Annotated in this window: 20 protein-coding genes; 2 read left to right on the top strand and 18 right to left on the bottom strand. The window is 65.2% G+C overall.

Going from position 1 to position 18,502, the window contains the following annotated elements; translation table 11 throughout:
• Positions 1–53 precede the first annotated feature (53 nt).
• The 8 genes from ACYQ4T_RS02165 to ACYQ4T_RS02130 all read right to left on the bottom strand — a co-directional run bounded on the left by ACYQ4T_RS02165 (position 54) and on the right by ACYQ4T_RS02130 (position 5,854).
• The gene (locus ACYQ4T_RS02165; RefSeq protein ID WP_459850429.1) at positions 54–368 is read right to left on the bottom strand and encodes a hypothetical protein; all 315 of its coding nucleotides are present in this window, start codon (positions 366–368) and stop codon (positions 54–56) included.
• Positions 369–414: 46 nt separating this feature from the next.
• Positions 415–771 carry a hypothetical protein gene (locus tag ACYQ4T_RS02160; protein WP_459850427.1) on the bottom strand — a complete coding sequence of 119 codons (357 nt, stop codon included), beginning with the start codon at positions 769–771 and terminating at the stop codon, positions 415–417.
• Positions 772–1,386, bottom strand: coding sequence for a hypothetical protein (locus tag ACYQ4T_RS02155; protein WP_459850425.1), 615 nt, complete (start codon positions 1,384–1,386; stop codon positions 772–774).
• A 77-nt stretch (positions 1,387–1,463) separates the two neighbouring features.
• Positions 1,464–1,763 (bottom strand): hypothetical protein, encoded by a 300-nt coding sequence (locus ACYQ4T_RS02150; protein ID WP_459850423.1) that lies wholly within the window; start codon positions 1,761–1,763, stop codon positions 1,464–1,466.
• Positions 1,764–2,008: 245 nt separating this feature from the next.
• Positions 2,009–2,131, bottom strand: coding sequence for a hypothetical protein (locus ACYQ4T_RS02145; RefSeq protein WP_459850421.1), 123 nt, complete (start codon positions 2,129–2,131; stop codon positions 2,009–2,011).
• A gap of 3 nt (positions 2,132–2,134) precedes the next feature.
• Positions 2,135–4,456, bottom strand: a complete 2,322-nt coding sequence (gene clpA / locus ACYQ4T_RS02140) for an ATP-dependent Clp protease ATP-binding subunit ClpA (protein WP_459850419.1) — start codon at positions 4,454–4,456, stop codon at positions 2,135–2,137.
• 58 nt (positions 4,457–4,514) lie between these two features.
• Complete coding sequence (clpS, locus tag ACYQ4T_RS02135; protein WP_459850418.1) at positions 4,515–4,880, bottom strand: ATP-dependent Clp protease adapter ClpS; 366 nt, start codon at positions 4,878–4,880, stop codon at positions 4,515–4,517.
• A gap of 245 nt (positions 4,881–5,125) precedes the next feature.
• A complete protein-coding gene (locus ACYQ4T_RS02130) occupies positions 5,126–5,854 on the bottom strand; it encodes a hypothetical protein (RefSeq protein WP_459850416.1) in 729 nt (242 codons plus the stop codon).
• 230 nt (positions 5,855–6,084) lie between these two features.
• On the opposite strand from ACYQ4T_RS02130, the gene ACYQ4T_RS02125 reads away from it, so the two are divergent.
• On the top strand, positions 6,085–7,458 hold the full coding sequence (locus ACYQ4T_RS02125; protein ID WP_459850414.1) for a D-alanyl-D-alanine carboxypeptidase: 1,374 nt from the start codon (positions 6,085–6,087) through the stop codon (positions 7,456–7,458).
• A gap of 81 nt (positions 7,459–7,539) precedes the next feature.
• Here the strand turns inward: ACYQ4T_RS02125 and ACYQ4T_RS02120 are convergent, their stop codons facing one another.
• Genes ACYQ4T_RS02120 through ACYQ4T_RS02110 form a run of 3 tightly spaced genes read right to left on the bottom strand, consistent with a single transcriptional unit; the run spans position 7,540 to position 9,226 of the window.
• On the bottom strand, positions 7,540–8,079 hold the full coding sequence (locus ACYQ4T_RS02120) for a phage tail protein (RefSeq protein WP_459850413.1): 540 nt from the start codon (positions 8,077–8,079) through the stop codon (positions 7,540–7,542).
• A gap of 58 nt (positions 8,080–8,137) precedes the next feature.
• On the bottom strand, positions 8,138–8,671 hold the full coding sequence (locus tag ACYQ4T_RS02115; protein WP_459850411.1) for a phage tail protein: 534 nt from the start codon (positions 8,669–8,671) through the stop codon (positions 8,138–8,140).
• Between the two features lie 30 nt (positions 8,672–8,701).
• On the bottom strand, positions 8,702–9,226 hold the full coding sequence (locus ACYQ4T_RS02110) for a phage tail protein (protein WP_459850409.1): 525 nt from the start codon (positions 9,224–9,226) through the stop codon (positions 8,702–8,704).
• Between the two features lie 299 nt (positions 9,227–9,525).
• Here ACYQ4T_RS02110 and ACYQ4T_RS02105 point away from each other — a divergent pair, with 299 nt between their 5' ends.
• Entirely contained in the window at positions 9,526–10,086 is a 561-nt protein-coding gene (locus ACYQ4T_RS02105) for a hypothetical protein (protein WP_459850408.1), read from the top strand.
• A 73-nt stretch (positions 10,087–10,159) separates the two neighbouring features.
• Here the strand turns inward: ACYQ4T_RS02105 and ACYQ4T_RS02100 are convergent, their stop codons facing one another.
• The 7 genes from ACYQ4T_RS02100 to ACYQ4T_RS02070 form a co-directional block, all read right to left on the bottom strand.
• Positions 10,160–11,320, bottom strand: coding sequence for a mandelate racemase/muconate lactonizing enzyme family protein (locus ACYQ4T_RS02100; RefSeq protein WP_459850406.1), 1,161 nt, complete (start codon positions 11,318–11,320; stop codon positions 10,160–10,162).
• 120 nt (positions 11,321–11,440) lie between these two features.
• On the bottom strand, positions 11,441–12,553 hold the full coding sequence (locus ACYQ4T_RS02095; protein WP_459850405.1) for an autoinducer 2 ABC transporter substrate-binding protein: 1,113 nt from the start codon (positions 12,551–12,553) through the stop codon (positions 11,441–11,443).
• 60 nt (positions 12,554–12,613) lie between these two features.
• Positions 12,614–13,564: an ABC transporter permease gene (locus ACYQ4T_RS02090; RefSeq protein WP_459850403.1), complete on the bottom strand. Its 951-nt coding sequence runs from the start codon at positions 13,562–13,564 to the stop codon at positions 12,614–12,616.
• A gap of 2 nt (positions 13,565–13,566) precedes the next feature.
• On the bottom strand, positions 13,567–14,547 hold the full coding sequence (locus tag ACYQ4T_RS02085; RefSeq protein ID WP_459850402.1) for an ABC transporter permease: 981 nt from the start codon (positions 14,545–14,547) through the stop codon (positions 13,567–13,569).
• Entirely contained in the window at positions 14,544–16,073 is a 1,530-nt protein-coding gene (locus ACYQ4T_RS02080; RefSeq protein WP_459850401.1) for a sugar ABC transporter ATP-binding protein, read from the bottom strand. Before ACYQ4T_RS02080 ends, ACYQ4T_RS02085 begins: the two co-directional genes overlap by 4 nt.
• Positions 16,070–17,413, bottom strand: a complete 1,344-nt coding sequence (locus tag ACYQ4T_RS02075; RefSeq protein ID WP_459850400.1) for an FGGY-family carbohydrate kinase — start codon at positions 17,411–17,413, stop codon at positions 16,070–16,072. Before ACYQ4T_RS02075 ends, ACYQ4T_RS02080 begins: the two co-directional genes overlap by 4 nt.
• A 103-nt stretch (positions 17,414–17,516) precedes the next feature.
• Positions 17,517–18,365: a DeoR/GlpR family DNA-binding transcription regulator gene (locus ACYQ4T_RS02070; RefSeq protein ID WP_459850398.1), complete on the bottom strand. Its 849-nt coding sequence runs from the start codon at positions 18,363–18,365 to the stop codon at positions 17,517–17,519.
• Positions 18,366–18,502 lie beyond the last annotated feature (137 nt).

The raw sequence follows: 18,502 nt of genomic DNA, 5'->3' as shown, positions 1-18,502 counted from the left end.
TGGATGAAAGACTGAGGCTAGCAAGGCAGTGGAGCCGACTCAATCGGCGGCATCTAGCGATCCCAGCGCCACTTGCCGTGCAGGCGGCGGAAGGTCACTTCGCGTCGCACAGCCCATCGCTTCAAAATGCTCGGAAGAATGAGCAGGCTGAGAAAGGCAAAGAAGACGAGCAAATGCCCGATGAGCCTCGGCCAGATGACGTCCGTGGCAAAGGTCCCGACCAGGAGAGCCGAACCGTAGTAGTCCAAGCTGGCAAGGAGCAATAGAAGCAGCAGTCCGATCGCCAATCCCAGGCTCCAGCCGCTGAATTCTAGTTTTGTGCGATTCAGCTCCGGCATCTCGGCGACGAGAACATCGTCGAAGGACATCGCAGTCGGGCGGAGGCGAAATGCACGAGATCTAAAGATCACCAGATCAGCGCTCCCAGCGCCATTTGCCGTGCTGGCGGCGGTACGAAAGCTCGTGCTTGACGGTGCGCACCTCGAAGTACCACGGCAGAACGATGAAGCTCCCGAGAAGGCTGAAGATAAAGCTGAAATCCCCTAAGCGATCGATGGAGCCTCGACCGAGATGCAGCGCGGATGAGATCGCGGCTTTGTCGGCTTCCGAGAGCTGGAAGTTCGAAACGGCAATCACGATGATCATCGCACAGAGCGATCCCACCAGTTGCCCTGTCCGCTTGAGGTTTTCCAGCATCGGCGGTGCGATCTCCGCGATCAGCGCCGGGTCGTCGCTTGAAGCCGCTGTCCGATCGAATGAGTCCGTCGTCATTCAACGCTCCCAGCGCCACTTGCCGTGCTGGCGGCGGAATTGGACCTCCCGATCGAGCGGCACCCGCAAGGTCTGAGGAAGAGTCAGCAACACCAACACCAGCAGAATCAGACTGACCGACCAAAGCACCAGATCATGCCCGCCATAGAAAAAGCCGCCGGTTTCTGTACGCACCATCAGGAAGTTGACGATGGCCAGCATGCCAATCGTTGCCAAGGGGGCGGTGAACACCAGTTGTCGGCCCTCTTCATGCAGGCGATCGCGCATATCAGGGGCTATCTCCGCGAGAAGTCCGGGCTCGATATGGCGCTCGGAGAATCGCACAACATGCGCGTTCAAAGAGTCGCCTACAGAGTCGAACTTCGACTGCCATTTCACCGGCAGAATTGACTCGCTCCGGCGTACGGCTTTCAACACGATGAAGCTGCCGGCCAGGACCAACGCGCTTCCGGTCAACGCGGCGATGGTTCCTCCGGACCGCATAGACCAGCCTAGGCCGCCCAACACACTGGCAACCGCCAGGCGCCAAATGAACGTCTGCTCTTGTTGCCCGGCCTGTCGCTCTGCAGCGGGGACGCGTTGCGTCCGCTCTTGAGATGCTGGTTCGAATGCCATTTCCGGCCCTCCGATCTACCCAGCTGAGGGTAGCAAAGCCCCGCTTGGCGCTCAATCGGCGGCAAGGTTAGGGGCGCTCAGCGCTCCCAGCGCCACTTGCCGTGCCGGCGGCGGTAGCGGACCTCCTGTTCGATCAGATAACCCGGATAGAACAAGGCGCAGCCAAAAAGCATCACGGCCAGGGCGAGATTGACATACACAGCCCACTGCACGAAATCGCCGAGAGGACGTTGGGGCGCGAATATCCCGGTAGACAGCATCAGCATTCCGGCGGAAAGAGACTGAAGTCGCGCATCGCGCCTGAGCTTGCGGCGCATTGCCGGGGTGATCTCGTCGGCGAGTTCGTGATTGCCAGCAGAATGCGCCGCGTCGGCCATTGCTCTCTCTCTCCGGGTCACCTGACTCAAAGTAGCAGAGCGGCGGCTGCCGCTCAATCGGCGGGAATCTGGACTGAGCGCACACCTGCAGACCCAGTCATGCCAAGGCTTTGGCCTTGGCATCCACGAGTTTGGATCGGCTGGGCCCGGCGTATATGGAGAGAAACTCGTGGATCCCAAGCCCAAGGCTTGGGATGACGAGCGAGTTGAGGGCCACAGCGTGACTTGCCAGCTTGGGCCGGATGCTAGCGCTTGCCCTTGCGCGCCCTGGCCGGGACCCGCCGCGGCTGCGGTTTCGGCAGGGCCGCCGCGGCGATGGCGGCCGCGGCGGTGCCGGTCAGGATAGCGATGAGGATCGCGGTCGACATCGCTTAGGCGTCCACCGTGTCGACGGTTTCTTCCTGCGGGCTGGACTTCGATTCCACGATCTTGAAGACCAGCTTGTCGATCTCCTTGTCGAGATCGACGCGGACAGTGCCGCCCTTCTCGAGCTTGCCGAACAGGAGTTCCTCGGCCAGGGGCTTCTTCACGTTCTCCTGGATCACGCGGGCCAGAGGCCGCGCGCCATAGAGCGGGTCGAAGCCCTTCGAGGCCAGCCACTTCCGCGCCTCTTCACTGAGCTCGATCGTGACGTTGCGGTCGGCGAGCTGGGTCTCGAGCTGGATGATGAACTTGTCCACCACCTGGGCCACGATCTCGGCCGGCAGGTTGGCGAACTGTATCACCGCGTCGAGACGGTTGCGGAACTCCGGCGCGAACAGCCGCTCGATCTCCGCCTGGTCCTCGCCCTCGCGCTTGTCACGGCCGAAGCCGATCGCCGCCTTGGACATGGCCGCCGCACCCGCATTCGTGGTCATGATCAGGATGACGTTGCGGAAATCGACCGACTTGCCGTTGTGGTCGGTGAGCTTCCCGTGGTCCATCACCTGCAAGAGGATGTTGAAGAGGTCGGGATGCGCCTTCTCGATCTCGTCCAGCAGCAGCACGGCGTGCGGATGCTGGTCGATCGCATCGGTCAGCAAGCCGCCCTGGTCGAAGCCGACATAGCCCGGCGGCGCACCGATCAAACGGGAAACGGTGTGCCGCTCCATGTATTCCGACATGTCGAAGCGCACCAGCTCGATGCCCATCGAACGGGCGAGCTGCTTGGCGACCTCGGTCTTGCCGACGCCGGTCGGACCCGAGAAGAGATAGGCGCCGATCGGCTTCTCCGGCTCGCGAAGTCCCGCCCGGGCGAGCTTGATCGAGGCGCAGAGCGCGTCGATCGCCGCGTCCTGGCCGAACACCATGGTGCGGAGATCGCGGTCGAGGTTCTTCAGGGTCGCCTTGTCGTCCTTGGTGACGGTCTTGGGTGGGATGCGGGCGATCATGGCCACCACCGCCTCGACGTCCTTCACCGCGATGGTCTTCTTGCGCTTCGATTCCGGCAGCAGCATCTGCGCGGCGCCGACCTCGTCGATGATGTCGATCGCCTTGTCGGGCAGCTTGCGGTCGCCGATGTAGCGTGCAGACAACTCAACGGCGGCGCGGATCGCCTCGTTGGTGTAGCGCACCTTGTGGTGCTTCTCGTAATAGGGCTTCAAGCCGCGCAGGATCTTCACCGCGTCCTCTTGCGAGGGCTCGTTGACGTCGATCTTCTGGAAGCGGCGGACCAATGCGCGGTCCTTCTCGAAATGCTGGCGGTATTCCTTATAGGTCGTGGAGCCGATGCATTTCAGCTGGCCCGACTGCAGCGCCGGCTTCAGCAGGTTGGAGGCATCCATCGAGCCGCCGGAGGTGGCGCCGGCGCCGATCACGGTGTGGATCTCGTCGATGAACAGCACGGCGCCCTCGGTGGCCTCGAGCTCCTTCACCACCGCCTTCAGGCGCTCCTCGAAGTCGCCGCGGTAGCGGGTGCCGGCCAGCAAGGCGCCCATGTCGAGCGCGAAGATGGTGCAGCTCTTCAGCACCTCCGGCACGTCGCCGTTGATGATGCGGCGCGCGAGGCCCTCGGCAATGGCGGTCTTGCCGACGCCGGGATCGCCGACATAGAGCGGGTTGTTCTTGGTACGGCGGCAGAGCACCTGGATGGTGCGGTTCACCTCCGACTCGCGGCCGATCAGCGGGTCGATCTTGCCGTTCTTGGCCTTCTGGTTGAGGTTGACGCAATAGGCCTCGAGCGCTTCCGAGCCGCTCTTCGCCTGCGCCTCGGGATTCTCGCCGTCGCCGCCGCCACCCGGGCCGTTGGCGCCGCGCACGCGGCGCTGCTCGGTGCGGCCCGGCACCTTGGCGATGCCGTGGCTGATGTAGTTGACGGCGTCGAGGCGCGTCATCTCCTGCTCCTGCAGGAAATAGACGGCATGGCTCTCGCGCTCGGAGAACAGGGCGACCAGCAGGTTGGCGCCGGTCACCTCCTCGCGGCCGGAGGACTGGACATGGATCGCGGCGCGCTGCAGCACGCGCTGGAAGCCGGCGGTGGGCTTGGCTTCGTTGTGGTGCTTGCCGACGATGTTGGAGAGCTGGTTGTCGATATAGTCGGTCAGCTCGCGCTTCAGCTTCTCGATGTCGAGATTGCAGGCGCGCATGACGGCGATGGAGTCCTGGTCGTCGGCGAGCGCGAGCAGGAGATGCTCCAGCGTCGCGTAGTCGTGCCGGCGCTCATTGGCGTAAGCGAGGGCGCGGTGGAGGGTTTGTTCCAGCGTCGGCGAGAGCATCGGGCGTCATTCCTTTCCTACTCACCGGACGGGGATCAGTTGATTGATCCGAGCCGGCCTATTCCTTCTCCATGGTACATTGGAGCGGGTGCTGATGGCGACGCGCGAACTCGATCGTTTGTGCCACTTTGGTTTCCGCCACTTCGTACGTGTATACGCCGCAGACCCCGACGCCCCTGTGATGCACGTGCAGCATGATCTCGGTGGCCTGTTCGCGGCTCTTGCCGAAAAAACGTTCCAGCACGTGCACGACGAATTCCATCGGCGTGTAATCATCGTTCAGGAGCAGGACCCGGTACATCGACGGCTTCTTGGTCTTCGGCCGCGCCTTGACGATGGTGCCGGTGTTGGGCCGGCCGTTGCCGCCGCCCTTGCCGTTCTCGCCGTCGTTGTCGTCGCCGCTGGCCAAAATCCGCCGATCCATCCTGATCCCGCATTCCATCTTACGACCGGTTCCCGTCCAGAAGATCGGACGGCGGCCGGCCGGGTCGCTTCGACACTATAATATGGGAAGCATACATTCGGTTAAATGGGGGTTGATGCGCGGCCGTTCCAGTACCGCCCGACTGTCCACCCGTGCCGAACCCGCGTCCCAAATGTCGCATCGCCTCAAGATCATGGCCGGGCGGGGATTCCGGCCACGGGCCGGGGCACCGCCACCGCCTCCCATCAAAATGCGTTGATAAGGCCGCCGATCCCTTCGCCATGGACCTCAACGGTGAAATTGGTGCTGGGATTGCGCCCATTATTGCCGCCGGCGGGGCGGTAGGCGGAGCTTTCCTCGATGCTGAGCACGTAAGGCTTGCGGAAGGCGAGGCCGGTGCCGTCATGGCGCAGCAGGAAATCCTGGAACCGGGCGGCGTCCAGGTTTCCGCGCTTGGCGCGCCAGGCGTAGAAATGAAACCGGCCGGCCTCGCAGCCGGAAGCGACCCAATAGAAGTCCTGGGACGGCAGCCGCAGCCCCTGCGGCGCGCCGGAACCGAAGCCCGACTCGGTCAAAGCCTTATGAAATTGCGCCATTTCCTCGGGGCTCAGCGCCGCCGTCGACTCGCGCCAGCGCCAGGGCGCCAGCAGGTCGGCGCTGTCCTGGATCCACCAATTGGCCAGGTTGGTGCCGCCTTTGGTGCGGGCGCGCAGGCTGGCGCCGCCAGTCGGCAGATTCGCTCCGCTGGGGGGCTGGGTCTCGATCTCGTAGATCCGCAGCTGCTTCTCATACTGCCCGTTGTAGACCAGCCGGTATCGGGCCGGGGCGTTCGGGCCGAGCGCGGAACAGGTCTCGCGGATGTCGCTGCCGTCCAGGAAGCTGAACCAGGTGAATTTCTGGACCGCCGGATTGTTAAGGTCCGAGGCGGAATCGCCATGATAGGCGCAGCCGGCCAGGAGTCCGAAAAGTGACAAGACGACGATCCGCGCCGCCCTTCTTAAGTACGTTTCGCTTCCGGCCGCCATCCTCTACCTCGATGAAAAAGCTGAATCTTTCGGTTCTTTACCAGTCCTAAACCCCGTCCGGGCTATAGACAAGGTTAATGGTTTTCCTTAGAATTGGGTCATCATTGAGGGAATACCAGAATATAGTCGGGGTACTTGTCATGGCGGATGAGCCGCGCCGCGTAACGAGCGGAAAAGCCTTGCCGATTCGTGGCCTCGCCTGGCTGTTTGCCGGGCTGCTCCTCGCCGTGGTGTCTCTGTCCGGCCAAGCTTTCGCCAAACCCGTGGCGTCGTCGATCATGGTCGATGCGGTCACCGGCGAGATCATCTCTTCCAGCAATGCCGACGTCTCCACCTATCCGGCGTCGCTCACCAAGATGATGACGCTCTACCTGCTGTTCGATGCCCTGAAGCATGGGCAGATCAAGCTCACCGATTCGATCACCTTCTCCGATCATGCCGCCTCGCAGGACGCGACCAATCTCGCGGTTTCCGCCGGCGCCAAGATCAAGGTCGAGACCGCGATCCTCGCGGTGGTGGTGCGCTCCGCCAACGACGCGGCGACCGCGATCGCCGAAGAGATCGCCGGCAGCGAATGGGCCTTCGCCAAGAAGATGACCCAGACGGCGCGCGCGCTCGGCATGAAGAACACCACCTATCGCAATGCCAACGGCCTGCCCAATCCGGAGCAGCGCACCACCGCGCGCGATCAAGCCATCCTCGGCGTGGCGCTGCTGCGCGACTTCCCAGAGTATTATCACTACTTCGCCGCCGAGCGGTTCAGCTATCGCGGCGTGCAATATGCCGGTCACAATCGCGTGCTGAACAAGCTCAACGGCGCCGACGGCATCAAGACCGGCTATATCCGCGCTTCCGGCTTCAACCTGGTTTCCTCCGCCGAGCAGAACGGCCGCCGCCTGGTGGGCGTGGTGCTGGGCGGCTCCACCCCTTACCTCCGCGACAAGCAGATGGTCGCGATGATGAACAAGGGCTTCAAGACGCCCAAGGGCAACGGCACGATGCTGGCGCTCTCCGCGCCGAACTCGGCGGGTCCCGCCAAGGCGCCGGCCGTGGTGGTTGCAGCGGCGCCGGTCTCGGTGCCGGCCGCCCTGGTCGCCGCCGCGATGGTGCCGGATGCCCCGGAGCCGGCGGTCGCCTCGGGCGAGGACGGAGACGATGCCGCGATCATGCCGGCCAGCATCAGCAGCGGCGACCCGCTGTTGCCGATCCTGAAGCCCGGCAGCGGCCTGCAGCTGCAATTCGCCGACGCCGCGGCGCCGGATTCACAGGCGATCGAGAATGTCTGGCGCTCCGGCAATACCGGCTACGGCGTGCAGGTCGGCGCCTATGCGCAATATGCCCCGGCCCAGAAGGCCGCGGTCCGCGCCACCCGTTCGCTGCCGGAGATTTTCGCCGATTCCAGGATTGCGATCGACGAGCAGGGCAAGCTCTACCGCGCCCGGGTCACCGGCTTGACCAAGGCCGATGCCGAGAAGGCCTGCGCGCAGCTGAAGGCGAAGAAGACCGACTGCATGGTCTTCGCCACCGACGACGGGCTCGCCAAGGCGAACTGATCGCTTCAAGTCGAGAAATCATAAACGGCGCGGGCCTGATCGGTCCGCGCCGTTTTGCTTTGAAGCGCCGGCTGCGCCGCTTCAGTTAAAGGACGGAAAGATTCCCTCGAGCGCGATCAGATACCAGAGGCCGGTGGTCGGCTGATCGTTCGGATGCGGCTGCGCCGGGGCGGTGGGCAGGATCGCCGTCGGCGCGAACTCGACGTTGCCCGGGCCGGCGACGAAGCCGTTGAACTGCGGATTGATCGCCGCGGTCGTGCCGGGCGATCCCGGCCCCGGCGTGGCATTGGCGCCGCCCGCCTGGCCGAGCCGGAGCTTGTGGAGGTGCGCCGGCATCTCATCGTGCCGCAGCGTCACCTGATCGGCGCCGATCTGCTCGCCGAGATCACGCTGGGTGAGGCCTCGCCCCTGTCCCTGCGACGCGGCCACGCTTCCGTTCAGGTTGGGCAGCGCGAAATTGGTGGTCCCGTTGCCGCCGTAGTAGGTGCCGATCAGCGAGAACAAGGCCGTGTAGCGCTGGATCGGCAGCAGGCTGCCGTCGCACGCCGCCCAGCTGTTGTTGAAGCCGGATCCGTAGTAGAAGCCCACCGCGATGATCTCGCCAATATATTGCTCGGACATCTCAGCCTCCTGGTAAGGTGCTCCGGTTCCGGGGCAAGCGCGCCGCTTCGTCCCGGCTTCAGCCGGGGGAGGGGAAGATGCCCTCGGTCGCGATGCAGAAGCTCATGATCAGCGTCGGCATCATGTTGTCATGCGGCTGGCCCAAGCCGTCCGGCTTGACGCAGTCGGCCATGGTGTCGTAGCCGGCGATGCTCGCGGGCGGCGCGTAGAGCGTCTTGGCATCGACACTGGAGGTCGCGAGATGCACCGTCGGTCCGGGCGTCTCGGTGGTGCCTGGGATCGAGCTCGAAAGCAGGGCGTGGCTGTGGGCCGCGAGCTCCTGGCCTGTCAAGGAATGGGCCTCCTCGCCGGCCAGCTGGCCGAGCACATAGATGTTGCCCTGGTTCGACTTGCCGGAATGAATCGGGACCCGGCCGCGCAGATCCGGCAGCGCGAAGGTGGTGACGCCGTCGCCGCCATAGGTGGTTCCGAGCAGCGAGTAGAGCGCCTGGTACTGCGCGATCCCCAGCAGGCTGCCATCGCAGGCGGCCCAGCCGATGGGGACGCGCGGAAAGGCGAAAAGCCGGATTTCTCCAATGAATTGGTCGGCCATGTTCCCCCTCCCCGGGATCCGGTAACGCGCTCAGTTCCGTGACGGATAGGTACCCTGCAGCGCGACCAGGTAGTTGATCACCAGGTAAGGCTGCATGTTGTTATGGGGCTGGTCGCCGGCATTCGGGACCACGTTGGTGCCGACGGCGAGCGCGACTTCGCCGCCCGCCCCGCCGAAGATCTTCTGGTCGCCGGCGGACTTGTTCACGCCGAAGACATGGTCCGCCGGACTGGCGCCGCGCCCGGTGCCCGCGGTGGTCGATCCGAGCAGAGCATGGGCATGGGCCGGCACCTGTGCGCTCGTCAGCGTCACCGTCGTGGTGCCGTTCTGCGCGCCCATCACCGCAGCGGAAGCCGCGCCGAGCACGCCCCGGCCGCGGAGATCAGGCAGACCGAAGGTCTGCACGCCGTCGCCGCCAAAGCGCGTCCCGAACAAGGAGAACAACGCCTGGTTCTGCTGGATGCCGAGAAGGCTGCCATCGCACCGCGCCCAACCGCGCGGCACGATGTTGAACGCCGTGGGCATGATCTGCCCCAGGACCGGTTCGGACGGCATGGCACCTCCGCTTGTCGATTGCTGCAATGATCGTCGACGCTCAACCTACACGATCATTCTGGCGCAACACGCGTCGCGATTCAATGACAGGTATATGACCTTGGGTTGTAATGTTGCGACCCTGAAGCGGCGCGGGCGATGGCGTTGCGGGGGATTCCGCGGCGAAATTGTGAGCCTGAGACGGAGTGATTAAGCTGCGGGCGGCGCTGCGCTGATCTACATCAATATCGATTCCTGGTTGTGTATCGCCCGGCCCCGTGGCATTGTGGCCGAAACACCCGGCAACCTGGGAGAGAAGCATGATTTTGCTCAAGACAGGGTTCCGTAAGGTCGCGATCCTGGCGGCGCTCGCGCTGGCCGCGCTCACCGTCGCTCCGCGCGCCGAGGCCAGCACGCTCTTTTTCTCGCTGACCGGCGACTACACCGCGAGCTGGACGCTGGACAGCAATCCGTCGCCCAACGGGTCGTCGAACGCGGACGGCTACACTTTCTTCTCAGGCGTGCCGGGCGTCGACCCGCTCCTGCTGGTCTTCTATTCGTCGACGCTGGGCTTCGGTTCCGGAGGCCTGCGGATCTCCACGACGCCGGATCCGCTGACGGAGGTGGGCTCGATCGTCGATCTCGCCGGCGACCAGATTTACAGTGGTCTGTTGAGCGCGCCGGTCTTCACGCCCGGCGTGTTTCACTTCAACTTCGACTTCCTCACCAACGCCGCGCTGGCGACGCCGACCACCCTCACGGTCAGCGCGATACCGATCGCCACCACGCCGATCCCGGCGGCGCTGCCGCTGTTCCTCTCGGCCTTGGCCGGAATGGGCTGGGTCGGCTGGCGCCGCCGGCATTCCGTGGCCGACGCCTAGCGGCGAAGCCCGCTCCCTCGAGATGAAACGGCGCGGGCCTTGTGGTCCGCGCCGTCTTTCTTGGGCGACTCGATCACGCCGCGAAGAGCGGCGCCGGATCGGGCGTGTAGCGCGCGAGCTTCTCGCGATCGAGCGCGACACCGAGGCCGGGAAGCTGCGGGATCTCCAGATTCGCCTCGGCATCGAGCGCGAAGGGCTGCTCGAGGATGCCGTCCACGTAGGGGCTGCCGCCGATGAACTCGACCAGGTCGGTGTCGGGCATTGCCGCGGCGAGCTGCAGGTCGGCGGCGACGCCGAGCGCCGTGTTCCAGCCATGGCCGACGTATTTGATGCCGAGATCATAGGCGAGCCAGGCGATGCGGCGCTGCTCGCTGATGCCGCCGACCTTGGTGACGTCGGGCTGCACGATGTCGAAGGCGCCGCGCTGCAGCCAGGGCATGAAGCTCTGGCGCCTTGTCAGCACTTCGCCGCCGGCGATCGGCACCGGGCTGCGGCGCCGCAGCTCGCAGAAATCGTCGATCGCGTCGGGCTTCACCGCTTCCTCGAACCAGCCGATGCCGTAGGCATCGAGCATGTCCGCGGTGCGCAAGGCCCATTTCAAGCCATGCGGCCAATAGGCGTCGCTGGCGCCGGCATCGACGAAGAGCTTCGCGTCCGAACCCGCCGCTTCGCGCGCGGCTTTCACGATCGCCTCGTCGAGCTTCGCGTCCTGGGCGCGGCCGAACGGGCCCCAGCCGATCTTGAAGGCGCGGAAGCCGAGCGCGCGGTATTTGGCGACGACCTCGCGCATCAGATCGGGCTGTTCCATGAGCAGCGAGCAATAGGGCTGCACGCGCCGGCGATAGGTGCCGCCGAGCAAGCGCCCGACCGGCTGGCCGGTGACCTTGCCGAGGATGTCCCAGAGCGCGATGTCGATGGCGCTGATCGCGTGGGTCAAGGTGCCGCCGCGGCCCATCCAGAATGTGTTCTGGTGCAGGGCCTCGGTGACGCGCTCGGGTTCCAGGGCGTTCTCGCCGGTGAAGATCGGTTCAAGCACCTTCAGCGCGGCGGCGACCAGGCCGCCATTGGTGAAGGCGCTGCCATAGCCGGTGATGCCGGCATCGGTATGCACGGCAACCAGCGTGTGAACGGAGTCCTCTGGCCGGATCTCGCTCGACCAGCCGCCTTTCGGGCTCTCGCCGAGGAGCGGCACCGACACGATCTTGCGGATCTTCACCGCGCTTGGCGTATTCACGTCTGAAACTCTCTGATGATGGTCCCCGGCGGAGACCTTAAGCGGAAATAGGGGCATAGAAAAAGCCCTCCTCCGTTTCCGGAGGAGGGCTGCCGCAGGTTTGAGGCTTGGTCTTGGGGACTAGAAGTCGAAGTTGCCGATGTTCTCCTTGGTGAAGGTGGTCGGCGCGCCGAGCAGCACTTCGCTGCCATTGATGATCTGGAGGTCACCGAGCTTGCCGGCCTTCACCGACTTGGCACCCGGCTGCAGCGTGCCGTCGACCACGGCGCGGAGCACGTGCATCGCGGCATAGCCGAGGTCGACCGGGTTCCAGAGCACGACCGACTTCACGCAGTCCTTCTCCACATAGGGCTTCATCGCGTTCGGCGTGGCGAGGCCGACCACCGCGATCTTGCCGCACTTGCCGGCCTGGGTGACGGCTTCCGCGGAGGCCGGGGTCGCGACGCTGGTCATGCCGAAGATGCCCTTCAGGTCATCGCCGTATTTGTTGATCAGCGTGGTCGCCTGGTTGAAGGAGAGGTTGTTGTCCTCCTGGGCCTCCACGGTCTCCAGCCACTTCATCTTCGGGTGGCACTTCGCCTGGTAGGCGCCCATCTCGGCGATCCAGCGCGCCTGGTTCGGCGTGGTGAAGGTCGAGGTGACGATGGCGAACTGGCCCTCCTCGCCGATCTCCTTGGCCATGTCGTCGATCAGCGCCTTGGCGATGCCGTTGAACTCCGCCTGGTTCACGAACCACTCGCGGGCGTCGGGCTGCGAGTTGGCGTCGTAGCCGACCACGTGAATGCCCTTGGAGAGCGCCTTCTTCAGGACCGGCGCGATCGCCACCGGATCGTTGGCGGCGAACAGGATGCCGTTGACGCCGCTGGTGATGTAGTTGTCAATGAAGGAGATCTGCTGGTCGATGTTGGCCTGGGTCGGGCCATCGGTCTTGGCCTCGACGTTGCCGAGCTCCGCCGCCGCGTCGGCGATGCCCTTGGAGGTCGCGTTGAAGTAGCCGATGCCGATCAGCTTCGGCACGTCGACCACGGTGATCTTCTTGCCCTTCAGGTCAGGCGCGCCGGTCGGCGCGCCGCCGTCATAGGGCTTCGCCGCCGCTTCACCCGGCGTGTTGTCGCAGGCGAGCGGATTGGTCGGCAGGTTGTCGCCGCCGGTCCAGGCCGAATCCGCCATCGCGGCGGCGCCGAAGCCCAGGCAGAGCCCGAGGGCGGCGGTCAGAAGCAGAGTCTTACGCATCGCTTTCTTCCTCCTCATGTGTGGCGTGGATTTTGAGACGGCGGCCACGCCTTCCTCCCGTTAGTTATCGTCGCGACTCAAGAGATTGCCGACCAGGATCGCGGCGATCAGCACCGCCCCGATCACCACGATCGTTCCGTCGCCCTTGACGCCCGAAAGCGCCAGGCCGTTCTTCAGGGCCTGCATCAGGATGAGGCCCAAGGCGGTGCCGATGATGGTGCCACGTCCGCCGAAGATCGAGGTGCCGCCGAGCACCACGGCGGTGATCACGTCCAGCTCGTAGCCGGTGCCCATGTCCGAACGCGTGGTCGAGACCCGGCTGACGAAAATCACCGCGGCCAATCCGGAGATGAGGCCGGAGGCGCCGTAGATCAGCAGCTTGGCGCGATCGACTTTCAGGCCGGAGAAGCGCGCGGCGACTTCGTTGGAGCCGATCGCATAGGTGGTGCGGCCGAAGGTGGTCAGCCCCAAGATGAAGGCGGCGATCACGAAGCAGACGACCAGCAGCCAGAGCTGGGTTGGCACGCCCAGCACCTCGCCCTGCCCCAGCACGAAGAACCATTCCGGATAGCCGCGCACCGAGCGGGCCTGGCTGATGCCTTCCGCCAATCCGCGATAGAGCGCCAGGGTCGCGAGGGTCGCGATCAAGGGCGGCACCTTGAAGCGGGTGATGATGAGGCCGTTGCCCAAGCCTGCGATCGCGCCGACCAGAACGGCGCAGAGCATCGCCACCGGGAGGGGCATGCCCATATTCTGCCAGAAGACGCCGAGCAGGATGGCGGAGAGGCCGAAGATCGAGCCGACCGAGAGGTCGATGCCGCCGGTCACGATGACGAAGGTCATCGGCAAGGCGATCAACCCGACCTCGGCCATCAGGCGGCCCTGGTTCAAGAGGTTGTCGGCGGTCCAGAAATGCTCCGACTGCGCGGCGAGCACGACCAGGGCCGCGATCAGCAGCACGCCGAGGATCGATTCATGGCGCAGCACGCGGTTCATCACCATCGTCGCCATGCTCAGATCCTCCTGCGCCGGGCCATGTCGGCCAGCACGGTGGCGAGGATCATCAGGCCCTGCACCGCGCGCAGCCAATAGGCGGAGACATTGAGGAAGACCAGCGACGAGCCGATCGCGGCGAACAGGATCGCGGCCAGGGTCGCGCCGATCACCGTGCCGGTGCCGCCGAGGATGCTCACGCCGCCGACGACCGAGGCGGTGATGACGGTGAGTTCGAGGTTTGGCGGCACGGTCGATTGGATGACCTGGAGCTGGGTCGCGAACAGGATCGCGGCGATCCCGGCGAACATGCCATGGATGGTGAAGATCCCGACCACCGAGGACTGCATGCGGATGCCGCTGACCCGTGCCGCCTCCGGGTTACCGCCGATCGCGTAGATGGTGCGGCCGAACACCGAGTATTTCATCCAGAGCGCCGCGAGCACGGTCAGCACCACCATGAAATAGACCGAGGACGGAATCCCGAACAGGCGGAACTGGGCGATCATGAACTCCGGCGGCATGCCGCTGATCCAGGCACCGCCGGTGACGCTGATGAGCCCGCCCTTCAGGATCGAGAGCATGCCGAGCGTCACCACGATCGACGGGATCTTCACATAGGCGACCAGCACCCCGACCCCGGCATTGATCACCATGCCGATGGCGATCGGCACCAGCCAGCAGAGGATGACCGGGTAGCCGTTGACCGCCATGGTGCCGGCGATGGTGCCGAGCACGCCGATCAGCGACCCGACCGAGACGTCGATATTGCCGGAGATGATCACCATCGACATGCCGATGGCCGCGATGGCGATATAGGCGTTGCCGACGAACATGCTGGTCAGGTTGTTGGTGCTGATGAAGCGCGGGTTGTAGAGCCCGACGCCGACAAACAGCACGATCAGCGCGACCAGGATGACCAGCTCCTGGCCGTAGGATTCGAAAACCGACTTCCAGCGGCGGACCGGCACGGCGCCCATCGTATTCTGTGCCGCCGTCATGACGCCGCCGCTCCTGCTGATTCGAGGCTATGGCCGCTCTTGGCCGCGGTCATCGCCGCGCCCACGGTGTCCGGTGTCGCGTCCTTGCGGTCGAACTCACCGACGATCCGGCCGCCGCGCATGACCAGCACCCGGTCGCTCATGCCGAGCACCTCGGGCAATTCGCTGGAGATCATCAGCACCGCGAGGCCTTGCCCCGCGAGACGGCTCATCAGCGCGTGGATCTCCGCCTTGGCGCCGACATCGATGCCGCGGGTGGGCTCGTCCATGATCAGCACGCGGGGCTCGGTCGCGACCCATTTCGCCAGCACCACCTTCTGCTGGTTGCCGCCGGAGAGCTGCTTCACCCGCTGCTCCGGCCCGCGGGTGCGGATGCCGAAACGCTCGATGGATTTCTTCGCCAGGCTGCCCTCGCGGCCGCGATCGACCACGAAGGCCTTGGCGATGCGGTCGAGGATGGCCAGCGAGACATTCTCGCGCACGGTCTGCGGCCGAATGAGGCCTTGCGATCCGCGATCCTCCGGCACATAGGCGATCTTGAGGCGCCGCGCGTCGTCGGGACTGGAGATGGTGACCGGCCTGCCGTCGATCAGAATCTCGCCGGAGGTCGCCGGGGTGATGCCGAAGATGGTGAGCGCCGTTTCGGTGCGGCCTGAGCCGACCAGGCCGGCGATGCCGACGATCTCGCCCGCGCGCAAGGTGAAGCTGATGTCCTGCACCACGTTACGGTAGGAGAGGTTCTTCACTTCGAGGATGGTCTCGCCTGGGGTGGTATCGACCTTGGGGAACAGATGGTCGATGGCGCGGCCGACCATCATGGAGACCAGGTCGCCTTCGGTCACTTCGCCGATCGGCCTGGTGCCGACATAGGTGCCGTCGCGCAGCACCGTCACGCGGTCGGCCAGAGCGAAGATCTCCGGCAGCCGGTGCGAGACATAGATGATGCCGACGCCGCGGTCGCGCAGCCGCTTCACCACTTCCATCAGCCGCCGCGCGTCCGCATCGGCGAGGGCCGCGGTCGGCTCGTCCATGATGACCAGCTTGGCGTTCTGGGACAGCGCCTTGGCGATCTCGACGCGCTGCCGATTGGCGACCGAGAGCTTGCCGACGGTGGTATCGACGTCGAGATCGGGGCTGTCGAGCGAGTCCAGCAGGGCGCGGGCACCGGCCCGCATCGCGTTCCAGTCCAGCGTTCCCCACTTGGTCTTCGGCGCATGGCCGAGATAGATGTTCTCCGCGACGGTCAGGTCCGGGAACAGCAGCAGCTCCTGGTAGACCGTGGCGATGCCCTGGGCCGCCGCCTCGCGCGGGCTGGCGAAGCGCACCGGCTTGCCTTCCAGCTTGACCTCGCCCTCGTCGGCGAGAATGACGCCGGCGACGATCTTGATCAGCGTGGACTTGCCGGCGCCGTTCTCGCCCAGGAGCGCGTGAACCTCGCCGGGGCGGACGTCGAAGCTGATCTCCTTCAGCACCCTAACGGGGCCGAAGGATTTCGAGACGCCGGAGACTTCGAGCAGGTTGGTCATGCGGGGAGCGCCTCGCGCCAGGCCTGCTTGTATTCCGCCATCGGCAGGTCGATCGGCTCCACCGGTTCGGGCTCGTCCGGAATGCTCGCGCCGGCCAGAAGAACCGCGCCGCTGACCGTGCCGGTCGCGTCGCTCGAGACCAGCACGCCGTTATCCTTGCGCAGGCAGGCCAGCGCGTTGAGATAGGCATGGTTGCCGGTGAGGCTGCCCTCGACGATCACCGGGCCTTTGGCCTGCAGCAGATCGAAGCAATAGTCGGTCATCAGCGCGAGATAGACACTGGCCCGAGCCACCGCCTGCTCGTCGGTCCGGGTCGGCGTGCCGGCGGGGCCGCCCAGAGGGTTGCCGTCGAACGGCCCGCCGTCGTCGCCCAGAGGCGGGACCAGGATCGAGCCCTGCTCCACCACCGCGGCGACGTCATCCATGGTCGTGACGCAGCCGGTGAGGCCCTTGGTCAGGCGCTGGAACTCGCGGCCGCCCATGAAATTGCAGCAGGGCACCGGCGTGCCGAGCGCATCGACATTGGAGAGGCAGTTGCGGTTCTCCGGCATTTGCCGGGGATCCGCGCCCGCCGCCATGCACACGACCCAGGTTCCGGTCGAGGCCACCGCGAAGGGCATCGGCCGCGTCATGCGGTGGCGCAGGAAGGAAGCGTTGCTGTCATGGATGCCCACCCGCACCCGGCAATCTGACGGCAGCCCGGTCTGGCGCAGCACCTCGGGCGTGAGCGGACCGGCGACGTCGCTCGCCTTGCGGAGCGGCGGGAAGAGATGGGTCCAGCCCATCTTCTCGGTGAAGCTGCTGAACGTCGCTTCCACGGGGCGCCAGAGTCCGCCATGGCAGCCGAGCGACGTGACCTCGCTCCAGGCCTGGCCGGTCAGGCGGAAGGCCCAGTATTGCGGATGGCCGAAGATCCATTTGATCCGCGCGAAGCCCTCCGGGAAATTCTGCTTCTGCCAATAGAGCTGGCGGCCGAAGACCAGGCCGTTCGCCATCTTCGGCGTGAAGGTCTCGGAGAAGGGCGAAGCGACCGCATCATAGCCGTCGTCCTGGATCGGATGCTCGTAGTCCAGCATCGGCAGCGCGAGATCGCCCTGCGCATCCACCAGCACGCCGGCGGCGCCATGGGCGACCGGCACGATGTCGGTGATCTTCGCCATCGCGGCGAGCTTATTGAGACCCTTCAGCAAGAAGGCCCAGGTCGCCTCGGTGTCGAAATGCAAATAGGGCGGGCCGGGCAGGTTGACGTTGGGCTGCGACAGCGCGTGCCGGATGGCGCCCCCTTCGACCAGGGAGAGCTTCAGGTTGGTCTTGCCGATGTCGAAGACGACGATCGCCATGCGCCGATGCTTCAGCGCGCGTTGATGGCGGTCGCAGCGAGAAACTTCATCTGGTCCGGCCCCCTGTTCACCGGTGTCTTTGTTCGTTCGGCCGGTCGCGCCGTTACGCGACCGACGCCGTCTGCAATGGATGTGCGACGATGACTCTGATTCCGGCATCGGTCAGCATCTTATGCGTGCCGCTCTCGACGCCGTCGTCGGTGACGATGGTGTGGATCCGCTCCAGCGGACAGAGAATGAGACTGCCGCGGTTCGAAAACTTGCTGCTGTCGGTCAGCACGATCATCTGCTCGGCCTGGCGGATCAGCTTCTGCTCGGCTCGGATCAGCAGCGGATCGGTCTGCATCAGCCCGTGCTGGGTGATCGCCCGGGCGCCGATGAAGATCTTCGAGGCGATGAAACGCTCGATTGTGTCGTCCTCGAAGGGCGAGAGGATCAGGCCCTGCTCGCGGAACACCTCGCCGCCGGGCAGGATCACCCGCCCCCGGCCGCGCTTCATCAGGACTTCGGCGATCGGGAAGGAATTGGTCAGCACTTCGAGGTCGCGGCCGGCGATGAACTCGGTCATGGCGAAGACCGTGGTGCCGCCGTCCATGATGATGGATTCGCCGGACTGGCAGAGCTCCGCCGCGGCGCGCGCGATCGCCCGCTTCCGCTCGCGGTTCCGCAGCTGGCTGGCATCGAACTTCGGCTCATCGAGCGCGGGCGCGCCGTGCATTGCTTCGGCGCCGCCCCGGACCTTCCGGATCCGACCCGCGAGCGCCAGTTCCTGGATGTCGCGGGCGACAGTCGCGCGCGAGGCCTCCAGCCGGGTCATCAAATCCGGCACCGTCGCGTAACCCTGGGTCGCGACGATCTCGCAGATCATGTGATGGCGTTGCCGCTGCAGCATCGATCCCGAATACAGGGAAGCGCCGGGCCGCGTCAAATCGAATTGTTCAAATTTGCTCATGCACAAATCATTTTGCGTCGCAGCAAACCCTCGCTGCGATGCAAAATGATTAGAAGGCGTTGACCAAGCCGCCGGAGAGGCCTATTCGAAGCGACGGGCCCGCTCGTCCGCAGAGGCTGGATGAGCGATTTTGACGA

It is taken from the genome of Dongia sp. agr-C8, from assembly GCF_054658695.1.
Note: the sequence above shows the minus strand (reverse complement) of the source record. Positions and strands in the feature narration are given on the sequence as shown.

Excerpts from the sequence above, each read along its gene's own strand:
- ACYQ4T_RS02075 (WP_459850400.1), bottom strand. The coding sequence starts at position 17,413 with ATGGCGATCGTCGTCTTCGACATCGGCAAGACCAACCTGAAGCTCTCC.
- ACYQ4T_RS02105 (WP_459850408.1), top strand. The coding sequence starts at position 9,526 with ATGATTTTGCTCAAGACAGGGTTCCGTAAGGTCGCGATCCTGGCGGCG.
- ACYQ4T_RS02085 (WP_459850402.1), bottom strand. The coding sequence starts at position 14,547 with ATGACGGCGGCACAGAATACGATGGGCGCCGTGCCGGTCCGCCGCTGG.
- ACYQ4T_RS02145 (WP_459850421.1), bottom strand. The coding sequence starts at position 2,131 with ATGTCGACCGCGATCCTCATCGCTATCCTGACCGGCACCGCCGCGGCC.
- ACYQ4T_RS02090 (WP_459850403.1), bottom strand. The coding sequence starts at position 13,564 with ATGGCGACGATGGTGATGAACCGCGTGCTGCGCCATGAATCGATCCTC.
- ACYQ4T_RS02165 (WP_459850429.1), bottom strand. The coding sequence starts at position 368 with ATGTCCTTCGACGATGTTCTCGTCGCCGAGATGCCGGAGCTGAATCGC.
- ACYQ4T_RS02160 (WP_459850427.1), bottom strand. The coding sequence starts at position 771 with ATGACGACGGACTCATTCGATCGGACAGCGGCTTCAAGCGACGACCCG.
- ACYQ4T_RS02120 (WP_459850413.1), bottom strand. The coding sequence starts at position 8,079 with ATGTCCGAGCAATATATTGGCGAGATCATCGCGGTGGGCTTCTACTAC.
- ACYQ4T_RS02080 (WP_459850401.1), bottom strand. The coding sequence starts at position 16,073 with ATGACCAACCTGCTCGAAGTCTCCGGCGTCTCGAAATCCTTCGGCCCC.
- ACYQ4T_RS02115 (WP_459850411.1), bottom strand. The coding sequence starts at position 8,671 with ATGGCCGACCAATTCATTGGAGAAATCCGGCTTTTCGCCTTTCCGCGC.
- ACYQ4T_RS02095 (WP_459850405.1), bottom strand. The coding sequence starts at position 12,553 with ATGCGTAAGACTCTGCTTCTGACCGCCGCCCTCGGGCTCTGCCTGGGC.
- ACYQ4T_RS02155 (WP_459850425.1), bottom strand. The coding sequence starts at position 1,386 with ATGGCATTCGAACCAGCATCTCAAGAGCGGACGCAACGCGTCCCCGCT.
- ACYQ4T_RS02070 (WP_459850398.1), bottom strand. The coding sequence starts at position 18,365 with ATGAGCAAATTTGAACAATTCGATTTGACGCGGCCCGGCGCTTCCCTG.
- clpA (WP_459850419.1), bottom strand. The coding sequence starts at position 4,456 with ATGCTCTCGCCGACGCTGGAACAAACCCTCCACCGCGCCCTCGCTTAC.
- clpS (WP_459850418.1), bottom strand. The coding sequence starts at position 4,880 with ATGGATCGGCGGATTTTGGCCAGCGGCGACGACAACGACGGCGAGAAC.
- ACYQ4T_RS02150 (WP_459850423.1), bottom strand. The coding sequence starts at position 1,763 with ATGGCCGACGCGGCGCATTCTGCTGGCAATCACGAACTCGCCGACGAG.
- ACYQ4T_RS02110 (WP_459850409.1), bottom strand. The coding sequence starts at position 9,226 with ATGCCGTCCGAACCGGTCCTGGGGCAGATCATGCCCACGGCGTTCAAC.